Source organism: Cystobacter fuscus DSM 2262 (assembly GCF_000335475.2).
In the GTDB taxonomy this organism is placed as follows: Bacteria; Myxococcota; Myxococcia; order Myxococcales; family Myxococcaceae; genus Cystobacter; species Cystobacter fuscus.
The window spans coordinates 277,303-294,545 of the sequence record NZ_ANAH02000009.1 but is presented as its reverse complement, the minus strand read 5'-3'; the positions used below and the strand labels follow the sequence as shown (position 1 = coordinate 294,545).

Annotated in this window: 10 protein-coding genes and 1 pseudogene; 6 read left to right on the top strand and 5 right to left on the bottom strand. The window is 68.4% G+C overall.

The genetic code is table 11. The features are described from left to right. The first annotated feature begins 121 nt into the window (after positions 1-121). From D187_RS17535 to D187_RS17520, 4 genes are all read left to right on the top strand, one after another. Entirely contained in the window at positions 122-1,459 is a 1,338-nt protein-coding gene (locus tag D187_RS17535) for a cytochrome P450 (protein WP_162159649.1), read from the top strand. A 119-nt stretch (positions 1,460-1,578) separates the two neighbouring features. After that, positions 1,579-3,225 carry a hypothetical protein gene (locus D187_RS17530; RefSeq protein ID WP_002643451.1) on the top strand — a complete coding sequence of 549 codons (1,647 nt, stop codon included), beginning with the start codon at positions 1,579-1,581 and terminating at the stop codon, positions 3,223-3,225. A gap of 25 nt (positions 3,226-3,250) precedes the next feature. Beyond that, positions 3,251-4,924, top strand: a complete 1,674-nt coding sequence (locus tag D187_RS58765) for a helix-turn-helix domain-containing protein (RefSeq protein ID WP_002643452.1) — start codon at positions 3,251-3,253, stop codon at positions 4,922-4,924. 46 nt (positions 4,925-4,970) lie between these two features. Then, positions 4,971-6,350: a metallophosphoesterase family protein gene (locus D187_RS17520; RefSeq protein ID WP_002643453.1), complete on the top strand. Its 1,380-nt coding sequence runs from the start codon at positions 4,971-4,973 to the stop codon at positions 6,348-6,350. A 66-nt stretch (positions 6,351-6,416) separates the two neighbouring features. Here D187_RS17520 and D187_RS17515 read toward each other — a convergent pair whose 3' ends face one another. The 4 genes and pseudogenes from D187_RS17515 to D187_RS59555 all read right to left on the bottom strand — a co-directional run. After that, positions 6,417-8,423: a lipoxygenase family protein gene (locus tag D187_RS17515; RefSeq protein ID WP_002643454.1), complete on the bottom strand. Its 2,007-nt coding sequence runs from the start codon at positions 8,421-8,423 to the stop codon at positions 6,417-6,419. 262 nt (positions 8,424-8,685) lie between these two features. Further along, positions 8,686-9,417, bottom strand: coding sequence for a M90 family metallopeptidase (locus D187_RS17510; RefSeq protein ID WP_002643455.1), 732 nt, complete (start codon positions 9,415-9,417; stop codon positions 8,686-8,688). A 45-nt stretch (positions 9,418-9,462) separates the two neighbouring features. Then, positions 9,463-10,560 (bottom strand): sensor histidine kinase, encoded by a 1,098-nt coding sequence (locus D187_RS59560; protein ID WP_438356954.1) that lies wholly within the window; start codon positions 10,558-10,560, stop codon positions 9,463-9,465. A gap of 63 nt (positions 10,561-10,623) precedes the next feature. Beyond that, positions 10,624-11,655, bottom strand: a pseudogene (locus tag D187_RS59555) (PAS domain-containing protein); the annotation flags it as partial. Between the two features lie 429 nt (positions 11,656-12,084). Between D187_RS59555 and D187_RS17500 the strand changes: the two are divergent. Further along, positions 12,085-13,239: a hypothetical protein gene (locus D187_RS17500; RefSeq protein ID WP_155893404.1), complete on the top strand. Its 1,155-nt coding sequence runs from the start codon at positions 12,085-12,087 to the stop codon at positions 13,237-13,239. Positions 13,240-13,397: 158 nt separating this feature from the next. Continuing rightward, positions 13,398-13,982: a hypothetical protein gene (locus D187_RS17495; protein WP_002643458.1), complete on the top strand. Its 585-nt coding sequence runs from the start codon at positions 13,398-13,400 to the stop codon at positions 13,980-13,982. A gap of 108 nt (positions 13,983-14,090) precedes the next feature. Here the strand turns inward: D187_RS17495 and D187_RS17490 are convergent, their stop codons facing one another. Beyond that, positions 14,091-17,117 carry an HYR domain-containing protein gene (locus D187_RS17490; RefSeq protein ID WP_002643459.1) on the bottom strand — a complete coding sequence of 1,009 codons (3,027 nt, stop codon included), beginning with the start codon at positions 17,115-17,117 and terminating at the stop codon, positions 14,091-14,093. Positions 17,118-17,243 lie beyond the last annotated feature (126 nt).

Here is a 17,243-nt window from a genome sequence, read left to right as displayed (position 1 = left end):
GTCACCCCAGAAAGGGAGACATCCGCAGATGAATGACACCGCGCCAACCCCAGTCGATGCCAGTTCATCCAGCACACGGACCCTGCCCCAGAAGGCCTTCCAAGCACTCTGGCGCCACCGGATGAAAGCTTACGCGGGCATTCCTGGTCCCGCCCCTTCTCTTCCATTGGGGAACGCCCAGGACTTCATCGGAAAGCTCCCCTGGGAGGTCTGCTCCCAGTTCGCCGAGCGCTACGGTGGCATGCTCCTGGTCTGGTTCCTCGGTACACCCACGCTCATCGTCACGGATCCGGAACTCATCTGGCGGGTGCTCGAAGGGGACTTCGACAGCTACTACAAGGCCAGTCCACGCAAACAGTTCCTCCCCATCATCACCGACGCGAGTGAGTTCATCGCGAACGGCGCGCGGTGGAAGCAGAAGCGGGAGACGGACCCGGCCCGCAACGCCACCGGCCCGCGGGGGTTCGAGTTCGACGCCCACGCCGTGCGTGAAGCGCTCAGCCAGAAGGTGCGCGCCCAGGTCGAGGCGACGCGCGGCGAGCCCCTGGGCGACGTCGTGCCGGTGATCGCGCGCCTCGCCTTCGAGGCGCTCTCGATTCAAGCCGTGGGGAGGCTGCTCGAGGATGAGCTCTTCGACACGTTCCAGACCCTGGTGAAGGTGGGCACCGACCGGATCAACTCGCCCATCCCCCTGCCCTTCACCCCGGCCGGGGCGCGTGCGCGCGGGCACTGGCAAGCCCGGTTCGAGCGCCTCGTGCGAGAAGCCAGGCAGTCACCCGGAACTGGCAGGAGCGTCCTCCACGCCACGCTCCAGGTGGGAACAGCGCTCGATGATGCGACCCTGGCGACGCAACTCGGCAACATCTTCTTCGGAGGGATGACCTCGATCACGAGCGGGGTCATCCACACGCTGTACCTCCTGACGCGGCATCCGGACGTGCGGGAGCGTGTCCTCGCCGAGGTGCGCGGGCTGGCGACTCGCGAGTTGGACCCCATGCTCGAGGTGCTCGAGAGCTGCCCGGAGTTCAATCGCGTGGTGCTGGAGTCGCTCCGCGTGCTGCCTCCCGTGCCCATCTACTCGCGCTGTTCGAGCCCGGACCGGCAGGTCACCCTCGGAGGGCATGTCCTGCCACCCAACACCGACCTCCTCCTCACGTGTTGGCCCCTTCATCGCTCGGCCCGGCATTGGAAGGATCCCGAGCGCTTCGAGCCCGACCGCTGGAAGGGGAACACCCTGGCGGAGAACCCTCTCGGCAGCGGGTACTTCTTTCCCTTCGGCAGAGGCCGGCGGGCGTGTGCGGGGAGCGCGCTCGGGCTGCTCAACATCAAGCTGCTGCTCGTGTCGCTGCTGACCGCGAGCCGGCCCGAGGTGGGCGCCCACCAGGAGTACAAGGGAGAGCTCTTCTTCGGCACCATGCGCCCCAAGGGGATGAGCGTGCGCTTCCTCCCCGTGGGCTGAGCGGCTTCACACCTGACGTGTGAAGCCAGTCACAGCGCCCTCTGGAATACGGCTTCAGAGTACGCACCGAGGGCCCGTGATGCCGGAGCCCGACCACCTCCCAGCAAGAAGAGACACCCATGCCGAGACACAACGACCACCTCGAGCTGTTGTTGGTCCACGCCGACTCGAACACGCCCATGCTGGAGGAAGGTCCGCCCGTAGACGCGGCCGTCGGGCTCGAGAGCACCCGGGAGCAGCTTCAGGAGCCGCTCGACTTCTGGGAGGAAGGCGGGGACCCGAACGACCTCAAGGCCCAGCGATGGGGTCTCATCCTCCCCGAGGGCCCCCGGGGTGACCGCCTGCGCGAGCTGATCCAACCGCTGATCGCGCTCCGGCGGGAGCAGCAGGGAGGACACCCCATCAAGGAGTATCGCGTCCCGGCGGGGCCCATGACCATGGCCGGGGCCGCGCAGTGGCGCAAGAAGCACTTCGACGCGGGGGAGCACACGAACACGGACCTGCCACGGTATCAGCTCATCCTGGGCGATTTCGATCAGGTGCCGCTCGCGCTCCAGCAGATGCAGTCCACGGATGGCTATGTCGGCCGCCTCCACTTCTCCGATGAGCGGGGCTACGAGGCCTATGTCGAGAAGGTCCTGCGCGCGGAGAAGCTGCCCCGCGAGGCTTCCGGCCGGGTCATCCTTCACACGGCTCATGACGGCTCGAGAGCACTCGACGCGGGATTCAAGGCACTCATCAACCCCGGCATCGAGCTCATGCGCGGTGAGATGGGCACGGGCCTGTTTCCCACCAACGAGTGCGACATCCATGGCAAGGAGATGGAGCCGGGTCTGGATCGGTTCCTGGCGAGCGCGGCACACGCCGCTCCGGGCGTCTTGTTCAGCATGAGCCACGGCGCTGGCGCGCCCAAGGGGGGCTGGACGACGGAGGCGGATCGCCTCGCGGGCCAGGGGAGCATGAGCTTCGGCCGAGACGGACTGCTGCGCGCGGACGACCTGGCCGCGCGCACGTTCATGCCCAATGGCATCTGGTTCATGTTCGCGTGCTTCGGCGCCGGCACTCCGGACACGAGCGCGTACGAGCACTGGCTCCGCAAGCTCGTCGAGGCCGGGCGCTATCCCAGCGTGCCCGACGTGGTGAAGACCCTGGCGGGGACGGGCAGGCCCTTCGTCGCCGCCACACCGCAGAAGGTGCTCGCCAACCCGAATGGTCCGCTGGCGTTCGTCGGCCATGTCGATCTCGCGTGGACCTACAGCTTCCGCGAGGACGACTCACCCGCGAAGAAGCGTCCGGGCCGCTTCATCAACACCCTGAAGACGATGCTGAAGTCGGACCGGGTCGGCATCGGCTTCCGCGAGCTGTACCGCTACCTCGCGCTCACCGACAGCGAACTCGCCAGCCTCCACGACGAAGATGTCCAGACGAGCGCCCCGTCCTCGAACGACGAGCTGATCCGGCGTGGATATCTTTGGATGATGCGGCAGGACATCGCCGGCTACGTGCTGCTCGGGGATCCGGCGGTCCGCCTCCCGGTCGAGCCGAAGCGGTCCAAGCCCTACACGGCCGCGCCCCCCTCGCCTCTCCCGCCCGCGCCACTGCCCATCGCCGCGGACAAGCTCGAGGAGGCCATCTGCTACTTCATGTGCGGGGAGCTGAGCCCCAAGGAGCTCGCCGCGAAATACGGCATCGAACGCCGCGAACTCGAACGCCTCGCCGCCATCTACGGCAAGGCGGGCCGCGCCGCCCTCGGCATTCCCGAGTGAGACCGCGCCCCCGGGAACTCCAGACATGAACCTCGAACTGCTCCTGACCCACGCGGACGACCATCTCCCGACCTTGGAGGAAGGGCTCCCACTCGAATCGGCGTTGAACCCGCCCAGGCCCGCGGCCAGCGACATGCCGACGCACCTGTGGGACCCGGGCGGGGAGCCCAACGAGCTGCCCGCGCAGCGCTGGGGAGTGGTGGCGCCGGAGGGACCCGCCGGGGACCGGCTGTTGGCGCTCATCGCGCCTCTGCGCGAGCTACGCCAGCAGGGCCAGGGCGCGCCCGTTCGCGTCTACCGGGCACCGCCGGACATGGACGCCCCCACGGCGGCTCGGTGGAAGAGGCACGTGCTCCAGGACGAAGCGGTCGCGGAGGCGAATCGGCCCCGCTACCTGCTCATGCTCGGAGATCTGGATCAGCTCTCGCTCGAGATGCAGCAGATCCTCGGCGGTGACGGTTTCATCGGGCGGCTCGCGTTCTCCCGGGACGCGGACTACCAGGCGTATGTGGAGAAGGTGCTGCGCTGGGAGAAGAACCCCTCCGACGCCCAAGCGCGCGCTCTTTTCTACACCGCGCATGACGGGACGCGGGCGACGAGCGTGGGCTACCAGGGGCTCATCACGCCCAGCCTCCAGCGCTGCCGCGAACGCCAGGAACTGGGCGACTTCCCGGCGAAGGAGATCCTGGAGCTGGGGGATGAGGAGAACGGGTCCGTGGACAGGCTGCTGGAGCAGGCGGCCTCGCGAGAGCCGAGCGTGCTGTTCTCCTTGAGCCATGGGCTGGGCGCGCCTCGCCAGGGCTGGAAGTCCGTGGACGCGCAGCACGGGCTCCAGGGAGCCATGAGCCTGGGCGCCGGGCAGATGCTGGACGCCTCGGCACTGGCGAACCAGCCCTTCCTCCCCGGTGGCCTCTGGTTCTACCTGGCCTGCTTCGGCGCGGGGACCCCCTCGCGGAGCGCCTTCCATCCATGGCTGTCCCAGCTGCGTGCGGCGGGCCAGTTCACGGGCCCGTTGGACCGTCTGCTCGCCTCGCTGCCCCGACAGGGGGAGCGGCCCTTCGTCGCCGCGTTGCCCAAGGCGGTGCTCGCCAATCCCCAGGGGCCCCTGGCCGTCGTGGGCCACATGGATCTGGCCTGGTCGTACAGCTTCCAGGACCCGGGCACGACGGCGAAGAACCGGCCCTCCCGCTTCCAGGGCCTGCTGCGCTCCCTGGTGTCCGGGCGCCGGGCCGGAGTCGGTCTGAACGCGCTGTCACGCTTCTTCACGGATGCGAACACGGAGCTCACCACGCTCTACGAATCGCAGGAGGAGGCCCGGCGCTCGGACCGCCCGGATCCGGTGGACCCCACCCAGCGGGCACACCTCTGGATGCTGCGCCAGGATCTCGCCGGCTATGTCCTGCTGGGGGATCCCGCGGTCCGATTGCCGGTCTCCGCCGGGAGGGAGAGCAAGGCGGCGCGACCCGTATCGGCCCAGGAGCTCGCCGCTTCGTTGTTCGGCAGGCCGGTGGCGGCCCCGGAGCCCCTTCCCAGCGCCGAGAAGATGGCGGAGGCGGTGCTCGCGCTGCTCTCGGGTTCGGAGAGTCAGCGGGCCATCGCGGAACGGGTGGGCGTCTCTCTCAAGCAGCTACGCCACTGGGAGCAGGTCTACAAGGAGGCCGGGCTGGCCGCGATGGAACGGCTGCACTCGCGCGGCTGAGCCGCAAGTGAATCCTGACAGCGCAATCCCTTCACGAGGTCTTGAGATGCGGACAGTCATTCTGAGCGACCTGCACCTGGGCAATGGACAGGGCTACGACATCTTCGCGGGAGAGACGGCTCTGCCCGCGTTCCTCGACTCCCTCGCCAGCGCCCCCACCCGGGTGGTGCTGAATGGAGACACGGTCGACTTCCTGATGAACGAGGATCCGCTCGAGCTCCAGGTGGAGCGGGCGGTGCGGCAGGCGCGAGCGCTCGTCTCCATGCCCTCCACCGCGACGGTGTTCGCCTCGCTGGGGCGTCTGCTGGCCGTGGGAGGGGAAGTCCTCGTGCGCCTGGGCAACCACGACATCGAACTGGCGCTGGGCGAGGTGCAGGCCGTGCTGCGCGAGGCGCTGCGCCAGCCACCGGACATCGCCGCCAGGCTCCTGATCCATCGCGGAGACGCACCGGAGCTACTCGACGTGGGCGGGGCTCGGCTGCTGCTCACCCATGGAGACCACGGGGACAACTGGAACAAGGTGGAGTACGCCCATCTGCCCGGGCCTGGCGCTCCGGCCAGTGCGCATGCCGGGGATTACAAGTACGCCGCGGGCTCCGTGCTGGTGAAGACGCTGCTCAACCCGCTCAAGCGGCGGTATGGGATGCGCTTCGCGGACCTGCTGGTGCCGGACTTCCAGGGCGCGGTGATGGCAGCGCTGGCGGTCAATCCCTCGGCGGTGAGGCTGCTGTTCCAGAACACCACCTTCGACATCCTCTGGCAGTTGTTCCGCAAGTCGCAGGTGCCGCTCGCCTTCGACCCCAATGCACCGGTCGAGGAAGACCTGGGGCTGGCCCAGAGGGTGGACGAGGCCAACCTCACCGACGAGGAGCGGCGAGAGCTGGAGGAAGTGATGGGCCCCTCCCCCGTGAGCTTCGGTGGAGACGAGGTGGAACCGAGCCAGCAGACACGCATCAAGCTTGCCCGCGCCGCCCTGGGCGCCTACGCGCGCATGCAGCGGCTGTTCGTGGGTCAGAGCGGCCAGCGCTACCTCAGCCTGGAGCCCACCGAGGCGGAGTCGAAGGAAGCCCAGCGTCTGGCGAAGAAGTTTGGAGCGGGGGCGGTCATCATCGGTCACACCCACGCGGCGCGCTGGAAGCAGGACGCCGAGGTGCTCTACGCGAACTCCGGCAGTTGGATCTGGCTGATGCGGCTGCCGTCGCCGGAGGCGCCCGATTCGGACTGGGCCGACTTCCTCGATGAGTTGCGGAACAACCCCGGGTTGGAGCCCCAGCGGCAGCGGCTGGCGAAGCTGGAGACGCGGTTCACCGCGGTGGTCGCCGAGCCCCACCCGGACGGAGGGGCGACGGTGTCACTGGTGGAGTGGATGCCCTCGCCAGGAGCGCTCCGGCAACTGGCCACCACGCGTGTGGCGGCCGCCGCATGAGAAGGACCGGCACGTGGGTCCGGTGTGCGCACTCGGGCGCCACCGGGCGGTGCCGCCATTGACGGCTCAGATGTTGATGCTCTGGGGGAGCCGGCTCGGCAGCAGGAACGGATAGGGGCCGAAGCGGGTGTGGTTGCGCTCGGTGATCAGCGCCTCGATGTCATCGAGCTTCTTCTGGAAGCGGGCGAGCGGCTCCGCCACCTGCTTGTCCTTGAACCAGTGGGTCTCGTAGTGGCCGAGCCGGGTGTAGAACACGCCCCCCAGCATGTGCAGGAAATCCATCTGGAGCGCGGCCATCTCGAGCGGCGGCAGGTAGTCGAGGTAGTCGCTGTTCTCGGAGTCCAGCTCGGAGAGCGGGGCCGCCCGGTACGCAGCGGGCGGAGTGGCCGGCGCGTAGGTCATCAGCTCCGCCTGGGGAGTGTTCACGGCCGCGTGCTGCGCGCTGGCCGTGAAGATGATCATCGTGAGCGCCTGGCACAGGTACGCGACGGTCTGGATGCGCCCGTCCCCCGCGTCCCCGAAACCCGGGATGCGTCCGCCCTCCTGCGAGACGATCTCCGCCGCCCAGGCCTGGAGCGCCGCGTCCGCCCGCACCTGCTCGTCGGAGCCGTAGTAGAGCTTGACGTAGCTGCTCACCCACTCGTCGATCGCGTGCCAGAGCGCCAGGGCATCCTCGCGGTATGGGTAGTCGAACGAGGCACTGGTCACGCCGCGCGCCTCGAGGTCGGCGGGCAGGAAGAGTTCGTTGAAGGGTTTGGCGAGCAGGCTCTCCGCGGCGACCCTCCGGCTCTCCCAGATGGTCCCGGCGAGCGACTTGTCCACCTCATGCCCGGGCGCCACCAGCGTGGCCTGGGCCATGTCGTTGATGTTGAGCGTGCCCTCGAAATGCGGCCGCAGCAGCGTGCTCACCGGGTGCTCGTCGGGGATGCACCGGCGCGTGGCGATCACCATCGGACCGATCAGCAGGTGGGTGCGACCCAGGTGGGAGATCAGCTCGTGGTGGTTGAAGTCCGCGACGGTGACCACGAGCTTCGCCTTCCTCCAGGCGTCGCCGTCGGCCGGCGTGAAGACCGGGTGGTTGCGCGAATCCTGACCGCACTGGATGGCCACCGCATGGAGCCGCCGCGCCCTCGAGCCGCCGCGCGGGAGCGCGAACAGGGCGAGCGGGGCGAAACAGTACTTGGGGCCAGCGGGGAAGTTGCCATTCTTCACGCGCGCCAGGGCCGCGTAGTCACAGAGGAAGAGCCGACCTTCGGAGCCCGCCAGGGCCAGCGAGTCCCCCGTGTCGCCGATAGAGACGCGGAACTGCGCGTCGGTGACCGGGAACTTCTCTCCCGGCGTCGCCACCCGCTGGAGCACCAGCGGGTTGAAGCCCGCCACGCGCAGATAGGCGAAGACCTCGTCGGAGTCGTACCGGTCGGCGAACCAGGGCCGCTCGAACGTGGCGAACAAGCGCGCGTAGTCGTCGAGGGACTTGGGGCGCCCCGTCCTGTGGACATTGGCCCGATTGAGCACGAACTCGAGGATGCCGAGCGGATCGGTGACGCCCTTCTGGATGAGCTCGCGGGAGATGGTCGCGACCATCTTGAGCACGGCGAGCACGCCCGGCTTGGACTCCTCTCCGCCGAAGGACACCGGGCCCTCCTCGCCAGGGAACGCCGCCGCGAACTGCTCCGGGCTCATCTGATGGAAGTCGGCCGGAGCCATCGCCGCGGCCTCGTGTGGTTTCACCGCGTGGAGTGGAGCCGCGTCGAGGTTCACGGTGCCGAGGCCCAACTCATTGAGATCGAGTTCCGCCGTATCCACGTCCGTGTACGAGACCGCGTCATCCCAATGCAAGCGATTGTGGACGGCGCGGAGGGACAACTGAACGCACTGCATCATCCACTGGTGGCTCGGCTTCTCCGCCTTCGGCAGCGTTGCGATCATCGCGAGCGGCGCGAGCTTCTTGTAGTCGTAGCGATACAGCTGCTTCGGGTCCGCGGGGGCCGAGGAGGCGCCGAAGAGGAAGGTATCGGGCCCCGTCTTCTCCTCGACGGATGCGGGTGTATTGCTTTGGGCGGGAGTGGACACGGCGGTGACCTTTGATGAAAAGGAAGTGGGGAGTCATCCCCCAGGGACGGGCCCTTCCCAACCCTGGTATGAGAAAACATACCAGCACCTCCCGCGCCCTCGCTGTGATCCACATCACATGTCAGTCGACCCGGCGCACGTCAGGCTGACTGTCGGGTAGTCGAGTCATTCCCCGACGGCTCATCGCACACGGTGGGCTGGTCTTTTGTTCGTGCTCGAAACTTCCTGAGCGTTTCCGAGGAACCGTGTACCCGTCCCCCGCTCAGCGCCCGAGCGCGGGATCCCACCCGTAGAAGCGCTTGAGCTCCTCGTAGAGATCCGGCGTCTTCTCCCGCATCTGGTGCGGCTTCTCGAAGAAGGACTCGGTGGCCACGGCGAAGAACTCGGCCTCGTTCACCCCACCGTAGTCATCCATCACCTGCCGCTCCAGCCGCCGGCCCTCGCGCAGCTTGTGGAAGTGCTCGCCCATCACCGAGGCCCACGCCGCGTAGTGCGAGTAGCGGCGCAGCTCCGGCGTGCCGTCGAACGCCCCATCCTCCCGGTCCAGGACATGGGCGAACTCGTGCGTGGCCGTGGAGTGGCCATCATGCGGGTTGCGCAACCCCGCCAGCACCGAGCGCCACGACAGGATGACGCTCCCCCAGTTCTTCGCCTCGCCCAACACCACGCCCGTGCGATCCGGAATCCTGAAGGCGTCCGGATAGACGATGACCTCGCGCAGCCGGTCGTAATAGGAGAAGTCCAGATAGAGCACCAGGCGCACGGCCGTGGCGGACACCACCACCCGCACTTCATCGGTGATGGTGAAGCCTCCCGCCCCGATGAACTCCTTCTCCCAGGCGAAGAGCTTGAGCAGTTCCAGGAAGCGCTGGCGCGGCTCCGGCGCGAGTTCCTCGAAGAAGGGGACATGGCGCTCCAGGTGGCCGAGCCACTCAGGAGGAAAGGGCCGGCGCCGCAGACGGTGCCGATGGAGGGTGCGCAAGAGGCCGCTCATGAGGAGGCCCCACCCTACCACCCGCCGGCACCTCTCCGTAGCGGCTCAGTCCTCCACCGGCAGGGTGAAGCGAAAGGTGGAGCCGTGGCCCGGCTCGCTCTCCACCCAGATGCGGCCCCCGTGACGCTCGACAAGGTGCCGGCAGATGTAGAGCCCGAGCCCCAGCCCGCCAAAGCCAGAGATGGGGGCGTTGCGGGCCCGGAAGAAGCGCTCGAAGAGATGGGCCTGTTGATCCACCGGAATGCCGATTCCACAATCCGAGACGGAGACGAGCGCCTCCGCTCCGCACGGGGCGAGCGTGACGCGGATGGGCCCCTTCAGGGGGCTGTACTTGCGGGCGTTCTCCAGCAGGTTCGCCAGCACCTGCGCGAGCCGGCCCCTATCTCCCCGGACGACGAGCCGCCGCGCGCACTCCGCGTACTCCAGCGGGTGCTCGGGACAGTGCGGGCGGAAGTCCGCCACGACGTCACGAACGAGTTCCTGGAGCGACAGGGGCTCGCGCTCCAGCGCCAGCAGACCCGCCTGGATGCGCGAGGAGTCCAGCATGTCGGAAATCACCCCCGAGAGCCGGTCCACCTGGGCGAGTGCCTTGCGCGCGAGCTGGGGCGGCAGGGGTTGACCGGAGGCGCACCGCTGATTGAGCAACTGAAGGTGGAGCTTGAGGGGGGTGAGGGGAGTCCTCAGCTCGTGCGAGGCGATGCTGAGGAAGTCATCGCGAATCTGGATGGCCTCGTGTGCCTCGCGCAGCAGCCGCTCCCGCTCCGCCTGGGCGTGACGCTCCGCCGTCAACTCGACGACCACGGCACCAACGCCCACCAGTTTGCCGCTCGTCGTCCGCACGGGGTAGTAGCTGGCGCGCCAGTGCCGCAACTGGCCCGGGGTGGGCGGCACCTCGAGTGCCGTGTCGAATCCGATGATGGGCTCGCCGGTGTCCAGGACCTGGCGCAGCAAGGGCTCGACGGTGGCCGCCACCCGAGGAGACAGCTCATGGAGAGCCCGGCCCACTTCCTCGTGCCGGCTCTTGCCGTGGAGCGCGGCCAGCGCGTCGTTGAGCCGGATGAAGCGCAAATCAAGGCCGAAGAAGCCCAGCCCGATGGGCGCGTTGTTCAAGAAGGTGTCGAGCAGGGCGAACGACTCCTCCATCCGCTCGCGGGCATGCTGCTCGGCCGCGAACGCCCGCTCCTGCTCCGCCCGGGCCTGGCGCTCGGCCGTGATGTCGCGGTAGCTCCAGATGCGTCCGATGATGGTGCTGCCCAGCCATTGGGGCAACGTGGTGCGCTCGAGGATGCGCCCGTCGCGCAGCTCGACGATGTCGACGCCCTCCTTCTCGGGAGCCTCATACATCTCGAGGATCCGCGCGGTGAAGCGCTCCGGATCCTTGACCTGGGCCACCGCGAACGCGAGGGACTTCATGTGGTCCGGATCCCCGCTCAGCAGCTCATCGGAGAGCCCCCATAACCGCTGGAACCGCTTGTTGAAGGCGATGAGCCGCCGGTTGCTGCTCGCCACGAGCACGGCATCCGTGATGGAATCGAACGTGGCGCTCAGCAACGAGACCATCTGCTCGAGCTTGTCCCGGGCCTGGCGCTGCTCGGTGACATCCACCAGGATACCGCGCAGCTTCAGGGGATGCTCCTCCTCTCCGAGCACCGTGACGAAAGCCCGCAACCACACGACGCGTCCATCCGCGGCCACCATGCGGTACTCGAACTCATAGGGCCTGCCCTCCCGAGTCGCATTCCTGCAGTAGGCCCGGGCCCACGCACGATCCTCCGGGTGCACGTGGGCATCCCAGAAATCCGGCTCCTGGATCCATTGGAGGAAAGGAAAGCCGAGCAGGCGCTCCGCCTGTCGATTCACGAAGGTGAAACGAAAGTCCACATCGGCTTCCCAGACGATGGCGCCCAGGGTGTTGAGGAGTTCTTCGTATTGCCGCTGGGTCCGGGTGAGTTCCCGCCGCAGGGCCTCGTGGCGGGCCGACTCGGCGCGCTCGGGCTCGCATGCGCTCAAGCGTGCGCATGCCCCCAGGCAGAGGCCGCCGTCCTCGAAGACGGGAAGCACCAGGGCCCTCAGCCGCCGTCCCGGCGTGCCGCCCTCGCAGACCGTCTCCCTCCCGGCGAGCGCCGTGCGGAGGGCCTGGGTGAGCCAGGGGAGGCGGTGGAGCACTTCCTCGAAGGCCCGTCCCTCGAACGAGGCCCCGTCCCCCCACCCGGCCAGGGAAGCCAGCAGGTGGTCCATCCGGAGAATCCGCCCCAGGCTGTCGACGATCAGCGTGGCATGAAGGCTCGCGCCCACCTGGACAAGCAGTTTGGGAAAGGAGGGAACGGAAACCGCCCACCCCGCGTCACGTCCATGCCCGTCGGCCATCGTCATGGGCTCTCCTTCTTTCGTGGTGACGAAGCGCCCCTGCTCCACATCACCTGTGGAACATGTCGAGGGCCCCACAAAGTCAGCTCTCCCCCTCCCTGACCTGCCCAGCACTCCCGAGGGCATGAAGGTGCCCCTGCCATCCTGATCAGCGGAAGGTGCCGGGACGCATGCAACAGGCAACGGGAACCAGAACTGCCCTGGTCACCGCGGCCCACCGCGGGCTGGGCCTCGAGGCGTGCGCAGGGACTCCACAGTCCTTGATTTCATGGTATTCACGAATAAAGAGTGAATTCACGCATGAAGACGCGAGGAGAGAAGATGATTCCGGTTTCACGACCCGCTCAGCGCGCGCGAAGGTGCGCCCCCCTCTGCGTGCTGCTGCCGCTGCTGGCCCTGGAGTCGGCATGTGACGGCACGGCCGAAGCGCCCGTCCAGACGGACGGGGATGGCACCGCCAGCGAGGCCCCGGCCGTCACTCGCGACGCCACGCTGCAACCCTTCCGCTCGAACTCCGTCTGGAACCTGCCCATCGGCACCGGGGCGACGTACGCGGACGCGGCGGATCCCGCCACCCGGGACTTCATCGCCACGAGCATCAATGGCATGACCATCAACACCTGGGCCAACTGGGATGTCTATTCCCACCCCATCACCTTCGCCTCCTCGAGCGATCCCTGGGCCAAGGTGACGGACTACAACGACTCCTCGCGCAGCGGGTCCTATTACATTCCCGCGACGGCCGTCATCGCCAATGGCACCGACAAGCACATGCACGTCATCCAGCCGACGCGCACGACCATCGAGGAAGCCTGGAACGTGACGCGGCAATCCACCACGGCCTACCGGGCCGGGCGGCACCACGAGATCGATCTCCACGGCAGTGGCATCGGGCCGGCGAATGGCGTGCGGGCCTATGGCGGCTCGGCGATTGGCGGGCTCATCCGCGGCTGGGAGACCGACTCCACCCATCCGAAGTACACGGGGAAGATCCAACACGCCCTGGCCGTGGCCGTCGATCGCGTCCAGCTCTATTACAGCGGGGGCGCCAGCGGCTACGACGCGAACGGCTACGGCACGGCGAAGGGCTATGTCTGGCCCGCCACCGAGCAGGACTGGGGCAGCGAGACGACCTACAAGGGCCACGTGCCCATGGGGGCCTACTTCGCCATTCCCCCCTCGGTGGACATCAACGCGCTGGGCCTCTCGCCGCAAGGCAAGATGGTCGCCCAGGCCCTGCAGGACTTCGGCGCCTATGTCACGGACGCGACGGGGGCCACGGTCGCCTTCTACGTGGAGCCCACCGCCCCTTCCGCGTTCGTGTCCGCCCTGCGCAAGGATCTCCCCCTCCTCCGCTCGAAGATGCGGCGGGTGACGAACAACAGCGCCTCGACACCCAACGGCCCCGGGACGCGGCGGGTCCCGATGCTGCCGGAGCTGACGCCCGCGCCCTGAGCCGAAAAGCTTCTCCAGGACCGAGCGGAAGGCGTAACCAACGGCTGGCGCGCCCATTCAACCAGTTGGCGGGCTCGTGGAAGTCAGCCCTCACCGCCTCCGCTACAAAGCCACCACTCGCGCGGGCCCAGGCCCGCCTCGGGTGACAGGAGAAGAACATGCGGACATTCATGGGAGTGGTGGTCTCGGGGGCACTCCTCGCCTGCTCTGGCGAAGGCAATACGGTGAGCACCCAGCAGTGCGCCAATCAGACTCCGACGGCCAGCCCCTCCGCGGGGCTGACGTCCTTCGAGCAGGGTCTGGTGGGTCCTCTCCTCTCGGACGTGCGGGCGGGCGTGCAGCCCTGGGACGAGCAGAGCATCGGTATCTGCAAGGGTCAGGGCCGTGAGTGTCAGGAGTATCTCGGCGCCAGCACGGAGGATCTGCCCCCGGGTGAGTACATGATGCGCGCCGAGCTCAAGGTGCCCCAGGTGGGAAGCAAGGGCGCCTGGCGCGTGAAGCTCGAGACCGAGTGCACCACGACACGCAGGACCGAGCGCGGTGAGAGCGTCACCACCAGCACCAGCAGCAAGGAGTACGAAGTGCAGTACGCTGGAACGGAGCGCGGCTCGCGCCTGTCCCCGCTGGTCACCATCCGGAGCCCGGAGCCGAGCGGTGCCAAGCACTGCACCTATACGCTCACCTCCCTCCACCCGGACACGCCCCTGACGTGGACGGGAAGCTGGTCGGTGCCCCAGAGCTGAGCGGGAGCACCCGGCGTAGTCCTCGGGCGGCACGAGGCACGAAAAAGAGGGCCCGGGCACCGGCTGGATCCGGTCCCGGGCCCTCGTGCGTTTCAGCGCGTCAACGGCTCACTTGCACAGGGGGCTGTGCTCCGCGGTGCCCGGCGGGCAGCCCTCGCCGACACAGAACTTCACCCCGCTGTCCACCGCGCCCCGGCCGGACTGATCGTGCGGCACGTAGACGTGGCAGGTGCCCTGCGTGGGCACCCCGCCGGGAGCGGCGACCACGTACGTCACGGTGTAGACGCGGCCGTCCCCCGTGCCCTCGCGCTCGGAGCGCAGCCGCATGGACGTGGGGCCGTCGATGATCATGTCGTCGCACGTGCGGCCATCACCGTTGCCGTTGGCGTCCTCCACCTCGTCCGAGGTGATGCGCAGGATGCGCCCGTACTGCTCCAGGGGCAGCGAGCCGCCGCACGCATCCTTCGCCGGGGCGGCGCACTCCGACAGCGAGACGGGCAGGGACTCGTACTTGTGGTTGGGCGACCACAGCTCCAGGCCCCGATCCGCGCCCGGGGTGGGCGGCGTGGACGAGCCCGCGCCGCGCACCTGGACGGTGAAGAGACACGAGGCCGAGTTGCCCCAGGCGTCCGTCGCCGAGCAGGACACGGAGGTATTGCCCGCCGGGAACGAGGAGCCGGAGGCCCGCGAGCACGTGACGGGCACGGGGCCACAGTTGTCCGTGGCGGAGACCTCGAAGGAGGCCGGGGCGCTTCCCGCGCAGCTCTCCACCACCACCGGCGCCGTGGGGCAGTGCAGCACGGGCGGCGTCGAGTCCCCACGCACCTGCACCTTGAAGCCACAGGACGCGCTGTTGCCAGAGGCATCCTTCGCGGAGCAGGTGACGGACGTCTCGCCCACCGGGAAGGTGGCACCCGAGTCATACGAGCACGTGACGGCGGGCGAGCCGCAGTTGTCGGTGGCGGAGAGCTCGAAGGAGGCGGAGGCCCCCGCCAGCGAGCACGTGTCGAGCACCTGCGAGTCGGGGCAGCCCACCGCGGGCTTCGTGGCGTCCACCACGGTGACATGGCCCACGCACTGGTCGCTCGCCTCTCCATCCGACGCCGTCAGGGTCACCGGGTGGGTGCCCAGACCGAAGGACGCGGAGGGCACCTCGGTCACGGCGAGCGGCGACGGCCCGTTGTCCGGATCGTAGCTGCCACCGTTCACACTGGCGCCACCGAGGCAGGACGCGTCGGCGTTGACGGTGACGTCACGGCACAGGGCCACCGGCGGCTTGTTCGCCGGGGACACCTCGCACGACAGCTCCGCCAGCGCGGAGGCGCCGTTGTTGTCCTCGAGGCACTCGGAGGTGCTCCCCTGGCCCGTGCCGTCATCGTCCACCACGGCCCACACCTCGGCGGTGCCCGTGAAGGAGGAGGCCACCTGGAGCGTGGCGGTGGCGCTGCCTCCCACGGGCAGGGGCTCCGGTACGGCCGTCACGCCGAGCAGCGTGCCACCCGAGGCGGGACTGCCCTTGTAGAAGGCCACCTTCACGCCCGCCCCCACGGGGGCCTCGCCCTGGTTGAGCACACTCGCGCCGAGCACGAGCAGGCCCTCGCCATCACACGTGGCGGTCACGCGGGAAGCGGCGAGGTCCGGGGCGGCGTAGGGGCTGGGACCCTCGCCCAGGTAGTTAGCGACGTTGGCGCGGAAGACGTTGAGCTTCGGGTGGAGCCAATGGGGAGCCGCGTGTACCGGGATGGCGCCGTCGTCGTTGACGTTCGTGACCGAGTACGCGTGCTGGTTCCAGACGCGCCGGGTATTGGCCCAGCCCTCCCTGGCGTCGTGGAACACGCGGATGCCGTTCTGGCCCGGGTAGGCGTGGTTGTTGGACACCACGATGATCTCCGCGGCGTTGTCCCCATCCACGTCCACGACGAGCGGGTACTCGTGCGTGGTGCCCGAGCTGTTGCGCGTCTGCCAACGCACCGCGCCCGTGACGCCGTCGTAGATGCGCAGGTACGCCTCGTCCGCGAAGACGACCTCGAGCTTGCCATCGTCCTCGAAGTCGAACGTGGTGGAAGCGGTGCGGCCCGAGCTGTAGTCCTGGATGGAGCTGGACCACTTCACCGAGCCGTCGGAGCCATAGACGGTGTAGTTCCACTCGCCGGGCAGACCGATCTCGAGCTGGCCGTCGCCATCGAAGTCCGCGATCGTGGGCGGGCCACCGTGGCCAGCCGCGGAGTGGCCCGTCACATACACGTCCCGGGTCCACAACAGCGAGCAGTCATCGTCGAGCAGGCTCACCTTGCCGCGGCCCGCCACGACGATCTCCCCCGCCGCGTCGGCGTCGAAGTTGGCCACGCCCGCGAAGCCGTGCGGCACGTTCGGGTTGTTGCACCGCAAGGTGCCGTCGAAGTTGTAGACCGAGCGGCCGTTGATCACCTCCAGCTTGCCATCCTGGTCGAGGTCCACCGCGAAGGACACGGGCCCGGTGGAGTGCGCACCCCCCATGGAATCGCCGCCCACCCACGACAACTGCCCGGTGTGGCTGTAGACGCGGTTGCCATCGAGGATCTCCACGGAGCCGTCACCGTCCAGGTCCGCCAGCGAGGGGCCACCCCACTCGTTGTAGTCGTACGCGGCCTCGGCCGAGCGGAACTTGAAGGTGCCGTCGTGCTCGAAGCAGATGATGCCGCGCCCGTTCTCGGGGATGCCGCAGATCTCCACCTGCCCATCACCATCGAGGTCACCCGCCGTGATGCTGGCGCCCGGCTTCACCCGGGCCGAGGCGTCCGTCACCGTCCACAAGGCATGGCCGTCATCGCCACTGATAGCGCGCAACACGCCGTCCGCGCTGTAGTTGCCACCGGCGAAGGAGCTGAAGACGATGTCCGGAGTGCCATCCCCGTTCACGTCCACCACCGCCGGGGTCATCATCACCTGCTTGTGGTCGGGCAGCACCGCGCTGCCCGTCCACGCCCACTGAAGCTCGGGCTCGAAGTTGCCCGTGAAGGGGGGCGGCACCTCGCAGTGCTCGGCCAGGTTCCTCACGCCCTTGACGGGCTCCGGCTCCTGGGACTCCGTGGTGCCACAAGCGCTCCCCGCGGCCACCACCCACAAGGCCATCCACGTATTGCGTCTGGATTTCATGCCGTTGTCTCCTCCAGCCTCACGCAGGACCCGGCCATCACCGGCCGTCCATCGCCTGGAGAGTCTAACGTGCGAGGCGAGTGCGCCTCGCCCTCCACCGGACCCACCCCCGGAGCGTCCGGGGTG

What these genes read in the sequence shown, in the direction of transcription:
- D187_RS17495 (WP_002643458.1), top strand. Translation starts at nt 13,398, where the DNA reads ATGCGGACATTCATGGGAGTGGTGGTCTCGGGGGCACTCCTCGCCTGC.
- D187_RS17500 (WP_155893404.1), top strand. Translation starts at nt 12,085, where the DNA reads ATGAAGACGCGAGGAGAGAAGATGATTCCGGTTTCACGACCCGCTCAG.
- D187_RS17490 (WP_002643459.1), bottom strand. Translation starts at nt 17,117, where the DNA reads ATGAAATCCAGACGCAATACGTGGATGGCCTTGTGGGTGGTGGCCGCG.
- D187_RS58765 (WP_002643452.1), top strand. Translation starts at nt 3,251, where the DNA reads ATGAACCTCGAACTGCTCCTGACCCACGCGGACGACCATCTCCCGACC.
- D187_RS17535 (WP_162159649.1), top strand. Translation starts at nt 122, where the DNA reads ATGAAAGCTTACGCGGGCATTCCTGGTCCCGCCCCTTCTCTTCCATTG.
- D187_RS17530 (WP_002643451.1), top strand. Translation starts at nt 1,579, where the DNA reads ATGCCGAGACACAACGACCACCTCGAGCTGTTGTTGGTCCACGCCGAC.
- D187_RS59560 (WP_438356954.1), bottom strand. Translation starts at nt 10,560, where the DNA reads ATGGAGGAGTCGTTCGCCCTGCTCGACACCTTCTTGAACAACGCGCCC.
- D187_RS17510 (WP_002643455.1), bottom strand. Translation starts at nt 9,417, where the DNA reads ATGAGCGGCCTCTTGCGCACCCTCCATCGGCACCGTCTGCGGCGCCGG.
- D187_RS17520 (WP_002643453.1), top strand. Translation starts at nt 4,971, where the DNA reads ATGCGGACAGTCATTCTGAGCGACCTGCACCTGGGCAATGGACAGGGC.